This window comes from Thermomonospora curvata DSM 43183 (genome assembly GCF_000024385.1).
GTDB classification, from domain to species: domain Bacteria; phylum Actinomycetota; class Actinomycetes; order Streptosporangiales; family Streptosporangiaceae; genus Thermomonospora; species Thermomonospora curvata.
Window position 1 is genome coordinate 4,491,269 of sequence record NC_013510.1, and the last position, 18,280, is coordinate 4,509,548.

Annotated in this window: 13 protein-coding genes and 1 pseudogene; 5 read left to right on the top strand and 9 right to left on the bottom strand. The window is 69.1% G+C overall.

The window, feature by feature from the left end:
• The first annotated feature begins 310 nt into the window (after positions 1–310).
• Positions 311–1,570: an NsdA family TPR-like regulatory protein gene (locus tag TCUR_RS19415; protein WP_012854261.1), complete on the top strand. Its 1,260-nt coding sequence runs from the start codon at positions 311–313 to the stop codon at positions 1,568–1,570.
• Here TCUR_RS19415 and TCUR_RS28625 read toward each other — a convergent pair.
• The 3 genes and pseudogenes from TCUR_RS28625 to TCUR_RS25810 form a co-directional block, all read right to left on the bottom strand.
• Complete coding sequence (locus tag TCUR_RS28625) at positions 1,563–1,823, bottom strand: helix-turn-helix transcriptional regulator (RefSeq protein ID WP_083789901.1); 261 nt, start codon at positions 1,821–1,823, stop codon at positions 1,563–1,565. The genes TCUR_RS19415 and TCUR_RS28625 overlap by 8 nt on opposite strands.
• A gap of 1,965 nt (positions 1,824–3,788) precedes the next feature.
• A pseudogene (locus tag TCUR_RS28630) lies at positions 3,789–4,055 on the bottom strand (hypothetical protein); the annotation flags it as partial.
• Positions 4,056–4,080: 25 nt separating this feature from the next.
• Positions 4,081–4,407, bottom strand: coding sequence for a PepSY domain-containing protein (locus TCUR_RS25810; RefSeq protein WP_342610149.1), 327 nt, complete (start codon positions 4,405–4,407; stop codon positions 4,081–4,083).
• A 946-nt stretch (positions 4,408–5,353) separates the two neighbouring features.
• Here TCUR_RS25810 and TCUR_RS19425 point away from each other — a divergent pair.
• Positions 5,354–6,052: a histidine phosphatase family protein gene (locus TCUR_RS19425; RefSeq protein ID WP_012854262.1), complete on the top strand. Its 699-nt coding sequence runs from the start codon at positions 5,354–5,356 to the stop codon at positions 6,050–6,052.
• Between the two features lie 1,264 nt (positions 6,053–7,316).
• Here the strand turns inward: TCUR_RS19425 and TCUR_RS27180 are convergent.
• From TCUR_RS27180 to TCUR_RS19435, 3 genes are all read right to left on the bottom strand, one after another.
• A complete protein-coding gene (locus TCUR_RS27180) occupies positions 7,317–7,484 on the bottom strand; it encodes a hypothetical protein (protein ID WP_012854263.1) in 168 nt (55 codons plus the stop codon).
• Positions 7,485–7,839: 355 nt separating this feature from the next.
• A complete protein-coding gene (locus TCUR_RS19430) occupies positions 7,840–9,003 on the bottom strand; it encodes an NADH:flavin oxidoreductase (protein WP_012854264.1) in 1,164 nt (387 codons plus the stop codon).
• Positions 9,004–9,283: 280 nt separating this feature from the next.
• Positions 9,284–10,339: an AraC family transcriptional regulator gene (locus TCUR_RS19435; RefSeq protein ID WP_012854265.1), complete on the bottom strand. Its 1,056-nt coding sequence runs from the start codon at positions 10,337–10,339 to the stop codon at positions 9,284–9,286.
• Between the two features lie 74 nt (positions 10,340–10,413).
• On the opposite strand from TCUR_RS19435, the gene TCUR_RS19440 reads away from it, so the two are divergent.
• Positions 10,414–11,292: a short-chain dehydrogenase/reductase gene (locus TCUR_RS19440; protein ID WP_012854266.1), complete on the top strand. Its 879-nt coding sequence runs from the start codon at positions 10,414–10,416 to the stop codon at positions 11,290–11,292.
• 742 nt (positions 11,293–12,034) lie between these two features.
• Here TCUR_RS19440 and TCUR_RS19445 read toward each other — a convergent pair.
• Complete coding sequence (locus TCUR_RS19445; protein WP_012854268.1) at positions 12,035–12,244, bottom strand: hypothetical protein; 210 nt, start codon at positions 12,242–12,244, stop codon at positions 12,035–12,037.
• A 769-nt stretch (positions 12,245–13,013) separates the two neighbouring features.
• Between TCUR_RS19445 and argS the strand changes: the two genes are divergently transcribed.
• Positions 13,014–14,738, top strand: a complete 1,725-nt coding sequence (argS, locus tag TCUR_RS19450) for an arginine--tRNA ligase (protein WP_012854269.1) — start codon at positions 13,014–13,016, stop codon at positions 14,736–14,738.
• A 119-nt stretch (positions 14,739–14,857) separates the two neighbouring features.
• On the opposite strand, the gene TCUR_RS19455 is transcribed toward argS, so the two are convergent.
• Positions 14,858–15,307 carry a nitroreductase/quinone reductase family protein gene (locus TCUR_RS19455; RefSeq protein WP_012854270.1) on the bottom strand — a complete coding sequence of 150 codons (450 nt, stop codon included), beginning with the start codon at positions 15,305–15,307 and terminating at the stop codon, positions 14,858–14,860.
• 129 nt (positions 15,308–15,436) lie between these two features.
• Positions 15,437–16,183: a Mut7-C RNAse domain-containing protein gene (locus TCUR_RS19460; RefSeq protein WP_041440126.1), complete on the bottom strand. Its 747-nt coding sequence runs from the start codon at positions 16,181–16,183 to the stop codon at positions 15,437–15,439.
• 167 nt (positions 16,184–16,350) lie between these two features.
• On the opposite strand from TCUR_RS19460, the gene TCUR_RS19465 reads away from it, so the two are divergent.
• Positions 16,351–17,748 carry a cytochrome P450 gene (locus TCUR_RS19465; RefSeq protein ID WP_012854272.1) on the top strand — a complete coding sequence of 466 codons (1,398 nt, stop codon included), beginning with the start codon at positions 16,351–16,353 and terminating at the stop codon, positions 17,746–17,748.
• The last annotated feature ends 532 nt before the right edge of the window (positions 17,749–18,280 follow it).

Consider the following 18,280-nt stretch of genomic DNA (forward strand, 5'->3'; position numbering starts at 1 on the left):
CTCGGCCTCGGCGGGCTGCCACCCGCCGGGGCCTCCTTGCTCTTGAGGCGCCTGCCAGCGCCCAGGACGAAAGTACAAACTCAGTCTGTACTCGTCAAGACCTCTCCCGAGGCCAGATCTCCGGGGGTGGCATCGGGTAGAACCTCCGTACAATGTGAGGGGATTGCGTGCTGAACACACGGTCCGCGATCACCAAGCTTGCGCTCAAGAGTGCTGAGGGGTGACGACCACTCGTCACCCCTCAGCACCCCTCGATAAGCGGCCCTAACACCCTCAGACTGGGCTGGGGAGCCAGCGAAGGGAGCCGACCGTGACGCAGGACCGGCCAGCGTGGGCGCGGCGCATCACCATGGAGCGTGAGGCACGGGGTTGGAACAAACCACAGTTCATCGAAGCTCTTCGTGCACACTCTGACACGGAGCTGCCCGGGAAGTCCTCCATGCTGCGCAGAGTGCATGCATGGGAAAGCGGCGAGTCGTGCCCAGATGACTTCTATAAGCCGCTGATCGCCAAGACGTTCGGAACGGTCACGGCGGCGATATGGCCGGTAGCAGGCAGCCGAGACAGTGACGCCGAGCTGGTGGCCGGCACGGGCATGGATACGCTCGAAATTCTCACCCGCCTGCGCTCTTCCGCGATCGACACGGCCACGCTCGAAGGACTACGCATCACCGTTGACCGCCTGTGCTGCGAGTATCCGCACATGCCCGCAGAAGGGCTCTTGGTAGAGGGTCGTTCATGGTTGCGGCGAATCACGGCGCTGTTGAACCGTCAGATGACGCTTAAGCAGCATCAGGAGTTGCTAGCCATGGCAAGCTGGCTGGCCGCTCTGGTCGGATGCGTCGAATACGACACGACCAATCGAGCAGCCGCAGAGGCAACCCGCCTTGCAGCCCTCAGCCTCGCCGAGGAATCAGGCAACAATGAGGTCATGGCCTGGGCTCATGAGATGCGAGCGTGGTTTTCGCTCACCAGGGGCGACTATCGCGGCGTTCTGGCCGCTGCGGAGACCGGCGTAGCAGTCGCCCCCAACAGCAAGGCCGCAGTACAGCTCTATGCCCAGCAGGCAAAAGCGTGGGCACGCATCGGTGACCGGCGACAGGTGGAAGTAGCGCTTGACCAGGGGCGAGCGCTCCTAGAGAGGCTTCCTCACCCCGAGAATCTCGACAACCACTTTGCAGTAGACCCCGCCAAGTGGGACTTCTACTCAATGGACTGTTACCGCATCCTCGGCGGCGTCCAAGGCGCAGGCAGCGCAGAGAACAAGCTCGCTGAATCCTACGCCAAAGAAGTCATACGCATGGGCACCGATGCCGGCGGGCTAGAGCGGTCTCCCATGCGCAACGCGGAAGCTCGTGTCACACTAGGCGTAATCGCTGCCCGACAAGGCGACTTGGAACAAGCCGTTAGCTACGGCCACCGCGCGCTCTCCGGAGATCGTCAGTCGCTGCCCAGCCTGCTTATGGTCTCCCGAGAACTGGGCGCCATCATCAGAGACCGGTATGCATCAAACCCTGAAGCCAACGAGTACCTCAGCAGGCTACGTCAGCTTCGCAACAGCATCACTTAGTCTCACGTTCATCTGATCGGCCTACGGGGCGTCCTCCAACACCTGGGCGAGGGCGCCCTTCATGCCATGCGGTAATCGTCGCAGGGCGCCACATATGCGTGCGTCCCACCGTCAGATCAGGCGGGGGCATCTGTCCGCGTGCACGGTAGGCGCTAACCGTTGAAACCTTGATCCCCAGGTACTCAGCAACGTCTGAGGTCGTCCACCATTCAGCCTCAGTGTCGGGTGTGGATCGAGCGGCCGTTTCACCCATCTCGTTTCCTCCCCACCTCACCCCTGCTGACGCGCACCACTCTACTGCAAAGGGATGAGCCCAAGTCTTTGCGGTGCAGTGTGGATCAAGGACAACCCCCTAGTCATCGGGGGTGTTCCTCGGAGCACTGCCCCGCCCTGCTGGGGAGCGCACTCGCGGCCAGCACCGTAGGCCGCCCCCCGTTGTCTAGCGGCTCATCTGCCCCCCTCGGAGACCGGCTGTAGCCGGGGTTTGGGCGTTCACGCCGCCGACGCCTCTAGACACTAGGTCGCTGGTCACGGCGGGGATGGGCCTCTAGAGGTGCCGCTAGACCTAGCGGGGGATGCCGCTAGGTCTAGCGGCACCGTCTAGGGTTGTCGCGCGGTTGGGAGACTGCTCCGGGCGGTCGGCATGGACACCTCCCCGCGAGGCTCTGCCGGACAGTTCGAAGCGCTCTCGGTCCGTCCCGCGTCCCAGGGAGGCGAAGCGTCGCGCGCGGCCGGCTCCTACGGTTGGCCTACGCCGCCCCCCGCCCGGCAACGCCCGTACGCAGAACCCCCGCACAATACGCAGAACCCGCACAACCCCCGACAGGCCAACGTCTTCGCAGGTCACGCCACCCGGCGCGGTCGCGCTGCCGTCCTACGCAGAATCCCGCACAATCCCCGCACAATTACCCGGCACGCTCCCGGACCGCTCGACGGAGCCCCCTCCTGGGGAGCCACACCACCCCTGAGGGGCGGCCTACCGGCTCACCTCGGCCGACCACGCCCGCAGACGGCAGGGTCGAATATTGCGGGGATTCTGCGGGATTCTGCGCGAACGACCACCGCCCGGCGCGCGACGCGCTGACCTGCACAGACAGGCCACAGACGGGATTCTGCGGATTCTGCGTATTGTGCGGGGGTTCTGCGGGAACCCCCAGGGGGCGGCAGGGCACCGACGCCGCGCCGACGAACACGACGCATCCTGCTGCCCATGGCGAAGTTAGTCACGCTCCGTGATGCTCGTCCATCTTCTGAGGGGGTAGCCGTCCCAGCCGACAAGCCGTCCCAGGGCTGACCTGCAATGGGACGCCTGGTACGGCTGGGACGGCTCCCCTCGGAACACACACCAACACCTGACCAAAGTTCGACGCAGAGTGACACCCCCTCCCTGGGGTGCCATCCCTCCGACAACGCACCATCTACGCCTTTGCACCCCAGGGGAGGGGCGGCCGAACACACATGCCAGAGAGCACCGTAGAGCCCTCGACGGACCACCCTGGGAAGCGCGGAACGCCCCCGACAGCCCTTCGGGAGACAGCCGGGTCTACGGTCTACATCGCTGGCCACAACACGTCTCAGGGTCTACATGGGGGGTCTACGGGTAGCAGGCACGGGTCTACCCGTAGCGGCTCGACGCACTGTCCGACATGCCGTGTGCTCGTTGCAGTTGCCGTTGCCTGTGGAGCCCTTGGCGAGAGACCTGCGAGAGAGAGCAACCAGCACCTAACGACAGACAGCACGTTTGCCAAGGTCAACGCTGGGATGCCGCCCGTGTTCCGTACGCCCTCCGGAGCCGTGTGCGCAGGTTCGAATCCTGCAGGGGGCACCCTTGGAGATCACCGCAACCGGGGGTTCCGGTTGCGGTGATTGCTTTCAGTGCGGCATGTCATGTCCGTGCCGGCTCAAGCGGTGCGTTCCCCGGAGGGTTCGTAGGATCGCTCGGCCTGTTACCAGGGGCCGCCGCTGTGGTCGCTTCCGGCCCGAACCGTCGCCTTGTGGTTGCCCTGCTTGATCGGGCTGGGCGCAGCGCCCCTCGTGGTCGGCGGTGACGTGCTGATCGGTTCGGGCGTTCTGCCGTCAAAGGTGCCGTTGGGTTGGCGTGGGGCTGCGCAGCAAGCTCTGTCCGAGCCGGAGCGGCTCGGCGCTCGCCGCGGTTCGGAGGCGATGGGGGTTACGCGGTCGTCCAGAGCAGCCAGCCGCGGATCGGATGGTGACTGGTTCACGGTGCGGCTCGGCGGATGCCCGCGGGCGGACCGGTCGCGCCACGGTGTGGGGCGCCGCCGCGGTGGCGGGGGCGGCCGATCCACGTGGCCACGCCGGCGAGGACGACCGGCCGCCGGCTCTGAGTGAGCAGGACGCAGACGCCGCCCAAGTGGAGGCTGCGGTGCAGTTCGCTCAGCCAGGCGGTGAGCGGAGCGGCGCCGGAGACGGTGATCAGCGTGCCGGTCGCCTCAGCGGTGCAGGGGTTGACGAGGACCGTGCGCTGTTCCTCCTCGCCAGGCCGGGGGCGGTCATCTCGACTCGGGGGTCTCTTCTTCGGAGGGAGGCAGAAGGGTCTTGGCGGCCTTTCTCTCCGGGCGGGCCGCCATGGCGGCGCGGACTTGGCCGGTCAATGGACGCGGTGCCCCGGTCACCTGCTGGACGCGCAGTTCGTCGCCGCAAAGAAGCCGGTCGAGTTGCGATGTGCGGGCATAAAGCAGCCCGGTCAAAGCCGCCACGATCACGAATGGAGCTACGAACACTCCGGCGTAAAAGTGCAGGCGGGTCAACGACGGCCACAAGCCACGCCCGGAGCGTCCGGTTCCGGGGGGTCGGCCCGGCGCTGTGACCTCCGCCAAGGACAGCCGGTCTGATGCGGAGGCATGGGGATTCCGCCTGCCGTTTCAAGGAACAGGGCCGGGTTTGCGGGCGCAGGTCCTTATCCGGCTGGGGGGCGGTGCCCCGTCGCGGCTCTGCTCAGGGAAGTTGAGCAGTCACCGACGGGGGCATCCGCCGGACGTCCGGGTTTCGGCGGGCGCGTTCACGTCCTGGCCGTCCCGCCTGCTCGTACGTGGGCCTGCCGGTTCTCTGCGGCGAAGACGCATGGTCGTCGTCTTCTTGCGGCGGCACACGGCGAGTCTCTACCCGGCGACATATCAAAGGCGTCGCCGGTCGACTTCCTACGCCCCACCGACACAGGAACGATAGATATCCACAATTCCCTGTGACATTCAGGATATCTCACTAAGACTTCGGAACGGTCATATCGCATGTCCATCGTTCCGGCGTCCGCAGAGCCGTGGATGATCACATCTCTCCTTCATGGCGGATTCACGTTATGTCGGTGCACAGCGCAGAGCCGGTGCAACGTTCCCCGGCAACCGCCCCGTGAAAGGCGAAACCTTACTGAAGACCAGAGCGAACAAGGCGAACGCCACTTACAGGTGATTTATCAAAAATCATCGCCAATAGCGCTTGAGTAGCCCTTTCAACACATCGTTTTCGCAGGTCGGGACGAGTGTCCCGCAGTCAGAGACGCCATGGCGACCCGAGAGGACATGCCGGAACGGTGCTCAGCTTCCCGCCAGCGGCTGCTCATGCCCTTCTGGTTCTCTCTTTCCCCTGCCGACAAGGGACCGGCCCGTATCCATGGGAGGCCGAGCGTGCGTCTCTTCGGCCGTGGAGAGCCGAGGCCGCCGACGTCGCCATGTCTCCGCAAGCGGCAGCCCCATCTGTACGGGGGCATCCCCGAGACGCCCCGAAGCGCCCGCGATCTCCCGGAACCGGCTGGTTAAGCTGCCACCCGTGAAATCCGCCGAACGCACCTACCGTCAGGAGCGGTTCGCCCCGCCGCCCGGGGCCACCGAGCTGCTGCTCGTCCGGCACGGCGCGTCTCGGGCCTTCCGGCCGGGTGAGCCGTTTCCGCTGGTGAACGGGCAGGGTGATCCGGAACTGGCGCCGGAGGGGCACGAGCAGGCCGCGCGGGTGTGCCGGCGGCTGAGCGCGGTGCGCATCGATGAGATCTACGTCAGTTCGCTGCGCCGGACCCGGCAGACCGCCGAGCCGCTGGCCCGGAGCCTGGGGTTGACGCCGCAGGTGGAGCCGGACCTGCGAGAGGTGCACCTGGGCAGCTGGGAGGGCGGGCTGTTCCGGGTGAAGGTGGCCGAGAACGACCCGCTGGCCCAGCGGCTGTTCGCCGAGGAACGCTGGGACGTCATCCCGGGCGCCGAGGACGCCGAGGCGTTCGCCGGCCGGGTCCGCGCGGTGCTCGGGAGACTGGCGGCGCGGCATCCCGGGCGGCGGCTGGCGGTGTTCACGCACGGCGCCTTCATCGCCCAGGCCCTCGCGCTGGCGGCCCGGTCCCGGCCGTTCGCCTTCCTGGGGGCCGACAACGCCTCCATCTCGCACCTGGTCGTGACCGGCGAGCGGTGGATCATCCGCAGCTATAACGACACCGCCCACCTCGATGGGGTGTTCGACGCGGCTGCGGCGGCCTTGACCTGAAGTCCGGTCCGCCCGGGAAACGCTTCGGCACTGAGGCTTTTCCCGCTGCGGAAGGCCCTGCCCGCGTGCCGGCCACGCTCTGGGAGGCGGCAGCCTCCAGGTGAAATGGGCAAACTCTGCCGATATGCGCAGCTTATTGCAACGCTCAATGGGCATGGCCGGTGGAGAAAAGTGCCGGTCCAGTCCCCGACCTCGACCCGTCGGTAGTAACTTGGCAACGCGGCCTGTGATGAGCACGTCGCCGGCCGCAGGTGCCGGCGGGGCGCCACTCCCCTCCTCGCAATGGCTGCTGCGCAGCTGTTGTGAGCGCCCCGCCGGCACACACCTGAGTCAGCGTCAGAGCGCCCGAAAATGTCACCGCGGCCGTCGCGCACGTCGCCGTCCGCCCGGGCGGACGGCTCCCAGCAGCCGAAAGACGCCCGCAGCGCCTGGGACGAGCGCCCGGGTCACAACCGGCACGATGACTGGAAGGCCGAGCACCCGAAGATCATGCATAAAACGCCATGATCACGCCACAGGCCGACCTTTTGCGCATATCGCCCTCATAGCCGAGGACGGCGTCGCATCTTGAGGCCTCTGCACGCTCATACTCCGTCCTCGCCGCTCTTGGGCGATGCCGCAAAGCCCAAAAGGGCTTTCACCGGCCCTGTTCCACTCGCTCGGCAACGCAACGGGCCGCTTCCCCATACAGGTCAGGCGGCCCCGGTGAACCCTTTTCACCACGCGACCCAAGACGCCGGGGACGGGAGCCCCGCTGGTGTCCGGTACCGCGGCCTTCCAGGTCACCGCGACGTTCCCGTCTCGACCTGCGGAGACGGTGTGTTGAAAAGGTTCGGTGAGCGGCACCGGCCCGTAAGCCGGGTACGGAAAAGATCTGGCGAACCTTTCCACGCCCGGCCCCAGGCTTTTGGAAAGGTCAACCATCGGTGATGCGCGGTCCTGCGCCGCCCCAGGTCACCGCATCGCGCCGGCTACCACAGGGCCGCGTGTGACCTGCGGGAACAACGCGCTGAAAAGGTTCAGCGTCCTTTTGCCGGTCCTTGGCCTCCCGAAGACGAGAGCCCGAGCGTCGCGCCATCACCGGCCGCGACCTGCGGAAACGGCGTGCCGGGAAAGGTTTCGGCGAGCCTTCTCCAAACACGTGGCCCAAGGAGCCGGGAGGGGAGCCTCGCCGGTGCCGGCTGCCGCAACGCCCCAGGTCACAGCATCGTCCCGGCTGCGACGTGCCCGTCTCGGCCTGGGGAGACGGCGCGCTGAAAAAGGTTCAGTGCACCCCGACGGTGAGCTCGGCGAGCTGGACGGCCAGGGCGCGGCTGAGCGCCTCGTCAGAAGGCTCGTGCTCTTCGACGTAGGCCAGCGCCTCGGTGAGTTCCTCCGGGGTCAGCTGCCACAGCGGCTTCTTGGCCCAGTCGGGCCGCTCGGCGACGTCCATTACCGCACCCCCATAACACTGAGCGATATTCAGGATGCGAAGAGTAATTAATCGTCTGGTCGCGAGCAACGACGCCACACCGGCAGAGCAAAACGGGAGTCGAAAAATCCCCTCCCGCTTCAGGGGACGCCCTACGGCCCCCGACCACGGAGCCAGGACCGCGGGCCCGGCCCGTCCGGCGAGCCCGCGGCAAAGCGGCCTCACCGGCAAGGCCGCCCGTCCCGCCGGCAGACACGCGGACGTCCACCGAGCTCAGCGGGGCACGCCGCCGTCCCGGTCAACGGCGGCGCGGCGCGGGCGAGCACCCCGCGTCACCGAAAAGCCCCCGCGCCGCCACGCATGAGCCGCAGGTCGTTCAGGACTCCACCAGCACACAGCGCGTGCGCCGGTAAATGGTGGGCATGCACCGGTTGCAGTGGATGCACTGCGAAACCGTGCTCTTGTCCTGCTCGATCCGCTTCACCAGGTCGGGTTCCATCAGCAGGGCCCGTCCCATGGCGACGAAATCGAACCCGTCGTCCATCGCCCGGCTCATCGCCGCATAGTCGGTGATCCCGCCGAGCAGGATCAGCGGCATCGACAGCTCCCGGCGGAACAGCTTGGCCGACTCCTGCAGGTAGCCGGGCTGATACGGGTAGCTGTGCAGGAAGAAACGCCCGAACAGCCGCAGCCCGGTCCGCAGCGGCTGGGGGAAGGCGTCGGCGAACTCCTTGACCGGGGCCTCCCCGCGGAACAGGTACATCGGGTTGAGCAGCGAGCTGCCCGCGGTGAGCTGCAGGGCGTCCAGGTGCCCGTCGGACTCCAGCAGCCGGGCCACCTGCAGGCTGTCGTCGATGGTCAGCCCGCCGCGCACCCCGTCCTCCATGTTGAGCTTGGCGGTGACGGCGATGCGGTCGCCGACCCGGGTGCGCACCGCCTCGGCGATCCGCCGGGCGATCTTGGCGCGGTTCGCCACGGAGCCGCCCCAGCCGTCGCGCCGCTTGTTCAGCTTGGGGCTGAGGAAGGAGCTGACCAGGTAGTTGTGGCCGAAGTGCAGTTCGACGGCGTCGAAGCCGCTGTCGGCGGCCAGCTCGGCGGCGTCGGCGTGCGCGGCGGTGATCCGGGCGATGTCGTCTTCGGTGGCCTGCTGGATGAAACGCCCGGTCAGCGGGGACAGCCGGCGGGAGGCCGCCAGCGCGGGGGCGCCGTTGGAACGGGCGTCGGCCACCGGCCCGGCGTGCCCGATCTGCGCCGAGATCGCGGCGCCCTCGGCGTGCACGGCCTCGGCCAGCTTCGCCAGCCCGGGCGCCGCCTCCGGACGCATGTAGATCTGCCGCCGCTCGGTGCGGCCCTCGGGGGCGACGGCGCAGTAGGCGACGGTGGTCATCGCGGCGCCTCCGGCGGCCACCGCGCGGTGGAATTCGATCAGATCGTCGGAGACCAGCGCATCGGGGGTGCGCCCCTCGAAGGTGGCGGCCTTGATGATGCGGTTGCGCAACGTCAGCGGACCCAGCTTGGCCGGTTCGAAGATCTCGGGCATGGATGGCTCCTCCGGCAGGACAGTGCAGTTCCGGCGGCCGCCGAGGCCGTCGCACACGGGAAGTTGATCACCGGGGCTCCAAGTCGAGCACAACGGCCCCGTGAGGGTCAATGAGCCCTCTCACCGGGCGGGCCCTGCGCTCCGGACGCGGCGGCGCCCCTTTTTCCGCCGCGTCCCGCCCACCGCTGCGACCTGCGGAAACGGCGCACAAGAATCTCGCGCGGCGTCGTCCCCGACCGTGATCCGCCCGCATGCGATCTGCGAGGAGGGGCCGGGAGGTTCAACGCGCTTTGTCTCGTTCGGCGGCGTCCTTGCGGTAGCGGCTGGGCGGGACGCCGTGCCGGCGGGTGAAGGCGTGGGTGAAGGCGGCGGTCTCCGAGTAGCCCAGGCGGCGGGCGATCTCCCCCACCGTCAGCGCGGTGGTGGTGAGCAGTTCGACGGCCAGTTCCTGGCGCGCCTCGTCGGCGAGCGCCCGAAAGGACGTGCCGGCGCGCTCCAGGCGGCGGTGCAGCGTCCGGGTGGTGATGTTCAGCTCGGCGGCCACCTCCGCCATGCTCGGCGGACGCCGCGTCCGGCGGCGCAGCCGGTCCCGCACGGCGGCCACCGTGCCGTCCGGCCCCAGCCGCCGGTGCAGCAGATCGCGGCACTGGCTCTCGCTCAGCCGCGCGATCTGCGGGTCGGCGGACGGCAGCGGCTCCTGCAGCAGCCGGCTGGGGAACGTCAGCACGTTGCGCGGCCTGCAGTAGCGGATCCGCACCCCGGGCAGCGCCTGCGCCAGGTGAGGCCCGGGACGCAGCCGCACGTCCAGCACCGCCAAGCGGGCCGGGCCGTGCTCGCCGAACAGCACCGGCAGCAGCCCCCCGATCGCCGCCAGGTCGCGTTCCAGCAGGAAAGTGCGCAGGTCGTCGGGGAGATGGGTGTCGTCCAGCCAGATGCGCGCCCACCGGCCGTCCTCCTCCAGGCGCGGGCGCAGGAAGGTGGGGCTCAGCGCCGCGTACCGCAGCGCCACCTCGATGCCCTCGCGCAGGGTCGCGCTGGCGATCAGCGCGAACCCCAGGGTGCCGGTGGTGCCCAGGGTGTGCCGCCGGCCCGCCGCGCAGCCCAGCCCCGGCCGGTGACCGAGCGCCGTCAGCAGGTTGCGGGCGATGGTCAGCTCCTGTTCCGCCTCGATCTGGGCGGACGAATCGTCCAGGTCGCGCGGTGTCAGCCCGGTGCCGGCCAGGCAGTCGGACGCGCTCAGCCCATGCTCCCGGCCCAGCTGCACCAAGATCGCCGCGGCGGCGGGGCTGCGGCGCACCCGCCAGGGAGAGGAGGGTGTCTGCGCAGGGCGCGGCATTGTCCGAAAATATCAACGACCTGTCCGCTGCCGCCATTACCCCTCCCCCGGGAGCCCGCCTACCTTCTGCGTCCATGAGGACTTTGTGGACGCGCCGCCCCAGCCCGCTCAACGGCCGGACCGTCGTGCTCACCGGGGCCGCCGGGGGCATCGGCGGGCAGACCGCGCGACTGCTGGTCGAGCGGGGCGCGCAGGTGGCGTTGCTGGACCGCCAGGAGGAGGCGGTGCGGGCGCTGGCCGACGAGCTCGGCCCGCACGCGGCGCCCTTCGCGGTGGACGTGACCGACAGCGCCGCCCTGGAGGCGGTCATGGCGCAGACGGCCGAGCGTTTCGGCGGCATCGACGTGGTGGTCGCCAACGCCGGCATCAGCGGCCCGATGGCCACCATCGCCACCATCGAGCCGGCCGAGTTCGAACGGGTGGTGGAGGTCAACTTCCTGGGCGTGTGGCGCACCGTCCGCGCCGCCCTGCCCTATGTCACCGAACGCCGCGGCCACATCCTGATGACCTCCTCGATCGCCGCGGCGATGCCCACCCCGACCGTCGGGGTGTACGGGGCGTCCAAGGCCGCGGTGGAGATGTTCGGCCGGGCCCTGCGGATCGAGCTGGCCCACACCGGCACCACGGTCGGCATCGCCTACTTCGGCGCCGTCGACACCGGCCTGGTGCGCGGCCTGATCAGCGCCCGCTCGGCCCTGGGCGAGGGCCTGCAGAAGATGCCCAAGGTGATCGGTGCTCCGATCTCCCCCCGCCGGGCCGGTGCCGCGATGGTGTCCGGCATCGAACGGCGGGCCAGGACCGTCTACGCCCCCTGGTGGGTCCCCGCGCTGCTGGCGGGCCGCGCCCAGTTCGCCATGCTGGAACCCCTCGCGGCCCGCTTCCCGCCTTTGGCCAGGCTCATCCACGACTCGGGCCTTCCGTTCCCGGAGCGCACTTCGGCGGGACGTCCGTGATCCCGCGGCCCGGCCCCGGCTGGACATGATGGTCGGGGCGGGCATGGTGCGTTGTCCGGCGTTCGTGATGTGCGGTCTGGCCTTGGGAGATCGCCGTAATGTTCCCGGTAGGCGGGCGTGTGCGATCTATGTCCGCTCACCGGCCGGTCAAGGGCGACCGGGCACAGCTTCGGGACGGCCGCAAGCGGCCACCGGCGGATGCGACCGTCCGGTCAGCAGGTGCGCTTGCCGAAACGCCGGCGGCCAAGGCAGGGCGTCCTCGGTGTGCTCCGCAAACGGATGAGTTCCCGACCGGCCCTGCGGCGCGGGGAACCGCCGCCCCAGTGGATATGGCCGGGAAACGCCCGTCCTTTGGCCTCTTCGGGGACGAAGAAGAAGTCTTCGGGGTCCAAGTCCTGGAAACGGCTTTCCAGCACATCGCGGTAGAGAGCGGAGGGCGCGGCCAGGACGAGGCCCTCGTTAGGCCGTCTCGCTTCCCGGCACAGCGCCTTGAGGTTCCGCAGGCGGCAGACCTCGATGAACGCCGGTCCCACGGGGGCCGTGACCGCTCGCCACGACGGCCCCGTGATGCGGCGCCACCCGGATCCGCAGGCGAGGGCCCTCACCCGCCTCGGCGTTGGCCTCCGCCAGTGCCGCGTCCGGTTTTCGGGATAGCCGGCGACCAGCTGTGAACCATCGATGTTCCCGGGCGGCACCGCCTGCTTCTCCGTCCCGGTTGATTTGGATGTGCAGAGCCCGTGGTTCAGCCGGGCTCGCGGCGCGCGGCCTGTTCCAGCACGTCTTCCAACACGTCGCACGGCTGGTCCTGCCGGATCACCCGGTCCAACGTGTCGACCCCGCTGAACCCCTCGATGTCCGCCACGGCGGGGAAGTGATGGGTCAGGTGGGAAAGCGGCACCACGGCCGTCCTCGCCTCCCCCGTGAACCACTCGCCCCGCGTCCCGATCGTCACAGCGACGTCCCGTCCCACCCACGCGCGGCGAAGCGGTGTGCCCTGTTCCGCCACACCGGGTCGTCTTCCAGCGGAATGCGATTCCGCTCTCCTTCCCAGGTGCGGTCATGAGGACAGGCGGGCAAATTCTTCTGCGGCCTCCTCACGCCATACGCGAGGCTTTTCTGTATGCGTCCTGCATTCGAGGTTCAACACCGTCTTCCAGGACGGAACCGTCGCAGAATCTTGCAAGGATCTACACCAAGAGCCACCGTGGTTCGCATCGAGTTCATGGACGACAACTCTATCTTTGACAACCTCCACATACCCAACAAAATTTTTCACCTTCAACATTCCACAAGACCAGATCTCCCTCAAAAGAGGAATCAAAGCGCACTTCAAAAATTTCGGACACCAATCCAAAATGACAGAACGGCTTGATCGAACCCGACACAATGATCGCCGGTCGTCTCGAGAACAACACACGTCCTGCACCGAGGTCGCCAGGCTGCCGGTCCCAGGCGCTCCGCTCAGCACGCGGCACCTGTCGATCCGGAGCCTGAGAATCCCAAGACCGACGTGGCGCGTCCCGCCCAGCGCCGGCAGGAGACGCCGGCCCGGAAATAAGGAGCCCCAGGCTTCAGCAATATCGAACGAACACGCCGACCGACCTCCTCGAGCACAAGGCAAAACCCATCGCCACCTTCTCCGCATGGCGGCACTGGATAAATGAAGAGCGGCGGGAATAAGCCGATTGGACAGCACCATCGCGGTCGGATAGTTTTTGACCATGGCAGATGTGGAGGAGTTGCTCCGCCGGCGGCTTGCGCCGGCGTTCGAGGCGGTGGCCGGTGACCCGGTGGATCCCGCGATCCGCCGTTCCCAGCATGCGGACTACCAGTCCGACGCGGCACTGGCTCTCGTGCGCCGACTCGGCGGCAACCCCAGGGACATCGCCGCCCGCGTGGTCGAGCGGGCCGAACTGGACGACCTGTGCGCCAAGGTGGAGATCTCCGGGCCGGGGTTCATCAATTTGACCCTCGACAACGGGGCGCTGGGGCGGCTGCTGGCCGAGGTCGCCGGGGACGAGCGGCTGGGGGTGGCCCGGGCCGAGGTCGCCGAGACCATCACGGTCGACTACTCGGCGCCCAACGCGGCCAAGGAGATGCACGTCGGGCACTTGCGCTCGACCATCATCGGGGACGCGGCGGTGCGGCTGCTGGAGTGGCTGGGGCACACCGTCATCCGGCAGAACCATCTGGGCGACTGGGGCACCCCGTTCGGCATGCTGGTGGAGCACCTGCTCGACATCGGCGAGGCCGAGGCCGCCCACGAGCTGTCGGTCGGCGACCTCAACACCTTCTACCAGGCGGCGCGGCGCAAGTTCGACGCCGACCCCGCCTTCCAGGAACGCTCCCGCAAGCGGGTGGTGCTGCTGCAGAGCGGCGATGAGGCCACGCTGCGGCTGTGGCGGATGCTGATCACCGAGTCGCAGAAGTACTTCCTGGCGGTCTACGACCGGCTGGGCGCCACGCTCGGCCCCGACGACTTCTTCGGCGAGAGCTACTACAACGACCAGCTGGAGTCGGTGGTCGAGGAGCTGGCGGAGCTGGGGCTGCTGCGCGAAAGCGAGGGCGCCAAGTGCGTCTTCCCCGCCGGGTTCATCGGACGCGACGGCAAGCCGCTGCCGCTGATCGTGCGCAAGTCCGACGGCGGTTTCGGCTATGCCGCCACCGACCTGGCCACCATCCGGCACCGGGTGCGCAAGCTGCACGCCACCCGGCTGCTGTACGTGGTGGGCCTGCCGCAGCAGCTGCACCTGGGCATGGTGTTCCAGACGGCGCGGGAGGCCGGCTGGCTGACCGACCCGGTGCGGGCCGAGCACATCGGCTTCGGGTCGGTGCTGGGCAGCGACGGCAAGATCCTGCGGACCCGGGCGGGCGCCTCGGTCAAGCTGATGGATCTGCTGAACGAGGCGGTGTCCCGGGCGAGCGCGATCATCGCCGAGAAGAACCCGGAGCTGGACGAGGACGCCCGGGCGGCGGTGGCGCGGGCGGTGGGCATCGGCGCGGTCAAGTACGCCGACCTGTCCACCGACCGAGTCAAGGACTATGTGTTCGACTACGACCGGATGCTGTCGTTCGACGGCAACACCGCGCCGTACCTGCAGTACGCCCGGGCCCGGATCTGCTCGATCTTCCGCAAGGGGAACATCGAGCCGCCTCGCGATGTGGAGAGGGTGCTCATCGCCGAGCCCGCCGAGCGGGCGCTGGCGCTGCAGCTGCTGGCCTTCGAAGGGTTGATCAACCAGGTCGCCCAGAACCTGGAGTTCCACCGCCTGGCCCAGTACCTGTACGGGCTGGCCACCGCGTTCACCTCGTTCTATGAGAACTGCCCGGTGCTGCAGGCCGAGGGCGAGGTGCGCACCAGCCGGCTGGTGCTGTGCGATCTGACGGCCCGGACGCTGGAGCGTGGGTTGAACCTGCTGGGGATCGAGTCCCCCGACCAGATGTGACCGGCGGCCACCGCCCTGACGGCGGTGGCCGTCTCTGTTTTCGCACGGGGCGGAACGCCGGGAAGCGGCACAGGCCGCGTCGGGCAGGGGCAGGCGGTTCCTCTGGCGAATGCGGTGCCTCAGGTGAGGCGGAAGACCGGGTAGCCGGGGGCGACGCGCAGCAGTTCCTCGTCGGAGGAGTCGGGGCCGACGCCTTCGAAGAGGGCGGCCACCTGCCATTTCCAGCGCTTGAGGTAGGCGCGCAGGATCGCGGGCTTGTCGGCGTCGGGGATCTCGACGGCGGCAAAGGGCTCGACCCGGCGGCCCAGGCCCAGTTCGCCGCGGCCTTCGGCGGCCCGCAGGTTGCGGACCCACTGGCTGTTGCCGCGCGGGCAGACCAGGTAGCGCTCGCCGTCCATGGTGAGCAGGTTGACGACGGTGGAGCGCCGCCGCCCGCTCTTGCGGCCCCGCACATACAGCACACGGGTGCCGAACAGGCTGACACCGTGCTCGGCCAGCCAGCGGACGATGGCGTTGGGGACGGCGGCGAGCCGTCCGGCCTCGACGTAGCGGAGGGCGGTGTCAGTCATGAGAACTCCCGGATCGTTATGTGAGCAGTGCTCTCTCTTAAGAGCATTGAACTCCATGATGTCCGCACAGGTCAAGAGCACTGCTCTCTATTGAGAGCCCTGTTCAAACCCAGGCTGCTGGAACGCCGGTCAGCCGGCGCGGATGGAGGCGACCGTGGCGAGGGCGGAACGCACGATCCGCTCCAGGTGCGCGCCGTGCGCGCCGCGCCAGTAGATCCGGCCGCAGCCGGCGCACCGGCCGTACACGTCATAGGTGCGCCGGGTGCCGTCCTCCAGCTCCGCCTCGACGTCGGCCTTGTCGACCGGGGCCAGCTCACCGTTGCAGGCCGTGCAGCGCGTCCAGGGGCGCAGCGGCGGCGCGAAGCGCTCCAGCACATCGCGCAGCTGGTCGTCCGGCCGGGAGCCGCGCACGTAGGCGCCCAGCCACAGCTTGCGGCGCCGCAGCAGCCCGCGGTCCTGGGTCAGCAGGACGCGCCGTTCCCGGTTGGCCTGCTCCACCAGCGCGGGGTCGTCCATGTCGTTGTGGTAGGCGGTGTCCAGGCCGAGCAGCCGCATCCGCCGGGCCAGCGTGCCCAGGTGGACGTCCAGCAGGAAGCGCGGGGCGCTGCAGCCCGGCTCCAACGGCACCGGCTGCGGGCGCGGCATCGCCGCCACATCCACCGCATCCCCGGGAGAAGGCTGGTAGGACGGGTCGACCGGGACACCGCCGACCGTCATCGCCCCGACCTCCGGCAGCGGCACGCCCAGCGACTCCACCAGGTGACCGAGCGTGGAGGTCCCATCCAGGGGCACCCGCTGGGGTCCGTCCCGGCGGGAGGCGGGCAGGAACAGTCTCAGCAAGGGGTCGAACCGCAACAGCACGCCCGAGTCGTCCACACCGCAAGCTTGTCACGTGCGGCGCGACTCTCCGTGGCACGGCGAAAACCCTTTCTCGGATATGTCCGGCCCGCGTTCTCTAAAGTCTTCGGCTACGGGCAGGGCCGCCGACCGCCGTTCCCTCGGCGGCCGTGCCGGTGAGCCAAAGCCGACGATCGAGAGAAACCATGGATCCCCAAAGCCGCGCCACCCAGCCCACCCCCGCGCTCCGATCCCTCAAATCGGTCCCGGCCGAACCCCTGCTGACCCGTGACTTCGACGCCCGCCCGGCCGCGGTGTACGAGCGGCTGCGCAGCAAGTACGGGCCGGTGGCCCCGGTCGATCTGCTGGGCGTCCCGGTCTGGCTCGTCCTCGGATACGCCGAGGTGCTGGAGGTGCTCCGCAACGACCACGGGTTGTGGAGCAAACGGCTGGAGGACTGGCGGGACCACCGGGAGGGCAGGATCCCCGCGGACTGGCCGCTGCTGCCCAGCTACCAGGGCACCTACATCGCCTTTCAGGAGGGCAAGGCGCACACCGAACTGCGCGAGATGTGGTCGAAGGCGCTGCGCCCGTTCCAGGACCGCACGCAGCCACAGGCCCTGCGGCTGGAAAAGGACGTGCGCCAGTACGCCGACGAGCTGATCTCGCTGATGGCCGAGGGCGGGACGAGCGGCTGGGCCGACCTGTCGGCCCAGTACGCCCGCCCGCTGATGCTCATGGTGTGCAACCGGCTGATCGGCTTCGGCACCGATGAGGCGCTCATGGACATCTGGCGGGTGGTGGACGCCGGCCCCGACGCCCCGGAGGCCACGCTCCGGCTGATGGCCGCGCTCGCCGAGGTCGTCGCGCTCAAGCGCCGCCGGCCCGGCGACGACCTGCCCTCCCACATGCTGGCCGCCCGGCCCGACCTCACCGACGAGCAGCTGATCGGCGAGATCGGCCTGCTGCTGGGCCTGGTCGGCGACATCGCCACCTCGCTGATCTGCAACACCGTGGTGGAGGTGCTCACCGGCGACCCCGGGGCGCGCGCCAGCCTGGCGGCCGGGCTGGTCCGTGAGACGATCAACCGGGCGGCCATGATCGCCCCGCCGAGCGCCAACCTGTCCTTCCGGTTCGCCACCGCCGACACCGTGCTGGGCGGCGCCCACATCGCCGCCGGCGACCCGGTGATGCCGTCGGTGGCCGCCGCCCACGCCGACCCGCGTTTCGCCGCCGCGCTCGACCCGTCCTCGGTGCACAGCTCCCGCGCGCACCTGGCGTGGGGGGCCGGACCCCACCGGTGCCTGGGCGATGAGCTGGCCACCACGCTGGTGAGCATCGCCGTGGAACGCCTGTTCGAGCAGATGGCCGCGCTGGAGCTGGCGCTGCCGGCCGACCAGCTGCCCTGGCGGTCCTCTCCGACCATCCGGGGGCTGCGGGCGCTGCCGGTGCGGTTCCGGCTGGGCCAGGCCGCAGAGCGCGCTCCCGCCCCGGCCGGTGCGGCATCGGAGGAACCGGCGACATCCGAGGAGTCCACCGAGCAGACCGCCTCCCGTTCCGCCCTCTCCAGACTGGTGCGTGCCCTGCTGCGGCAGCGTTCTTGACCGGACGTCCCGGGAGGTTGGGGAAAGAACCTCATGTTCCTGGGACGTCCTTGGTGATCCGCCCCACGGCGACCCGACCCGGCGAAGTATCGTCTTACCGGTACAGTTCGCAGGCTTTTCGAGGTCACCGGGGGTCGCCGACGCGTTTTCGTCGGCGAGCAGGAGGTCACGCAGTGTCGGGTTCCCCTAACCGTCCGGAGCAGGGCGTGCTCTCCGAGGATGAAGAGCCGGCGTCCCCTCCGACCAACGCCGCGGGCCGGTGGACGGTCCGCCGTGACGAGGACGGTCCCGGCGCTTCTTCCTCCGCGACGCCCGCCGAAACCCTGAACGCCGAGGCGGAGGCCGCTGGTGCGGAGGGTTCCGAGCAGGACGAGGCCGACCGGGAGGGCTCGCAGAAGTCACCGGAGGAGAGCGAACCCTCCGCCGCCTTGGACGGTTCGTGGGCGCCCGTCCGGAGGGAGCCGGCCCCCTCCGCGACGGCCGACGCCGAATCGCAGGGCGACGCCCCGGACGAGCGACCCGACGCAGAGGA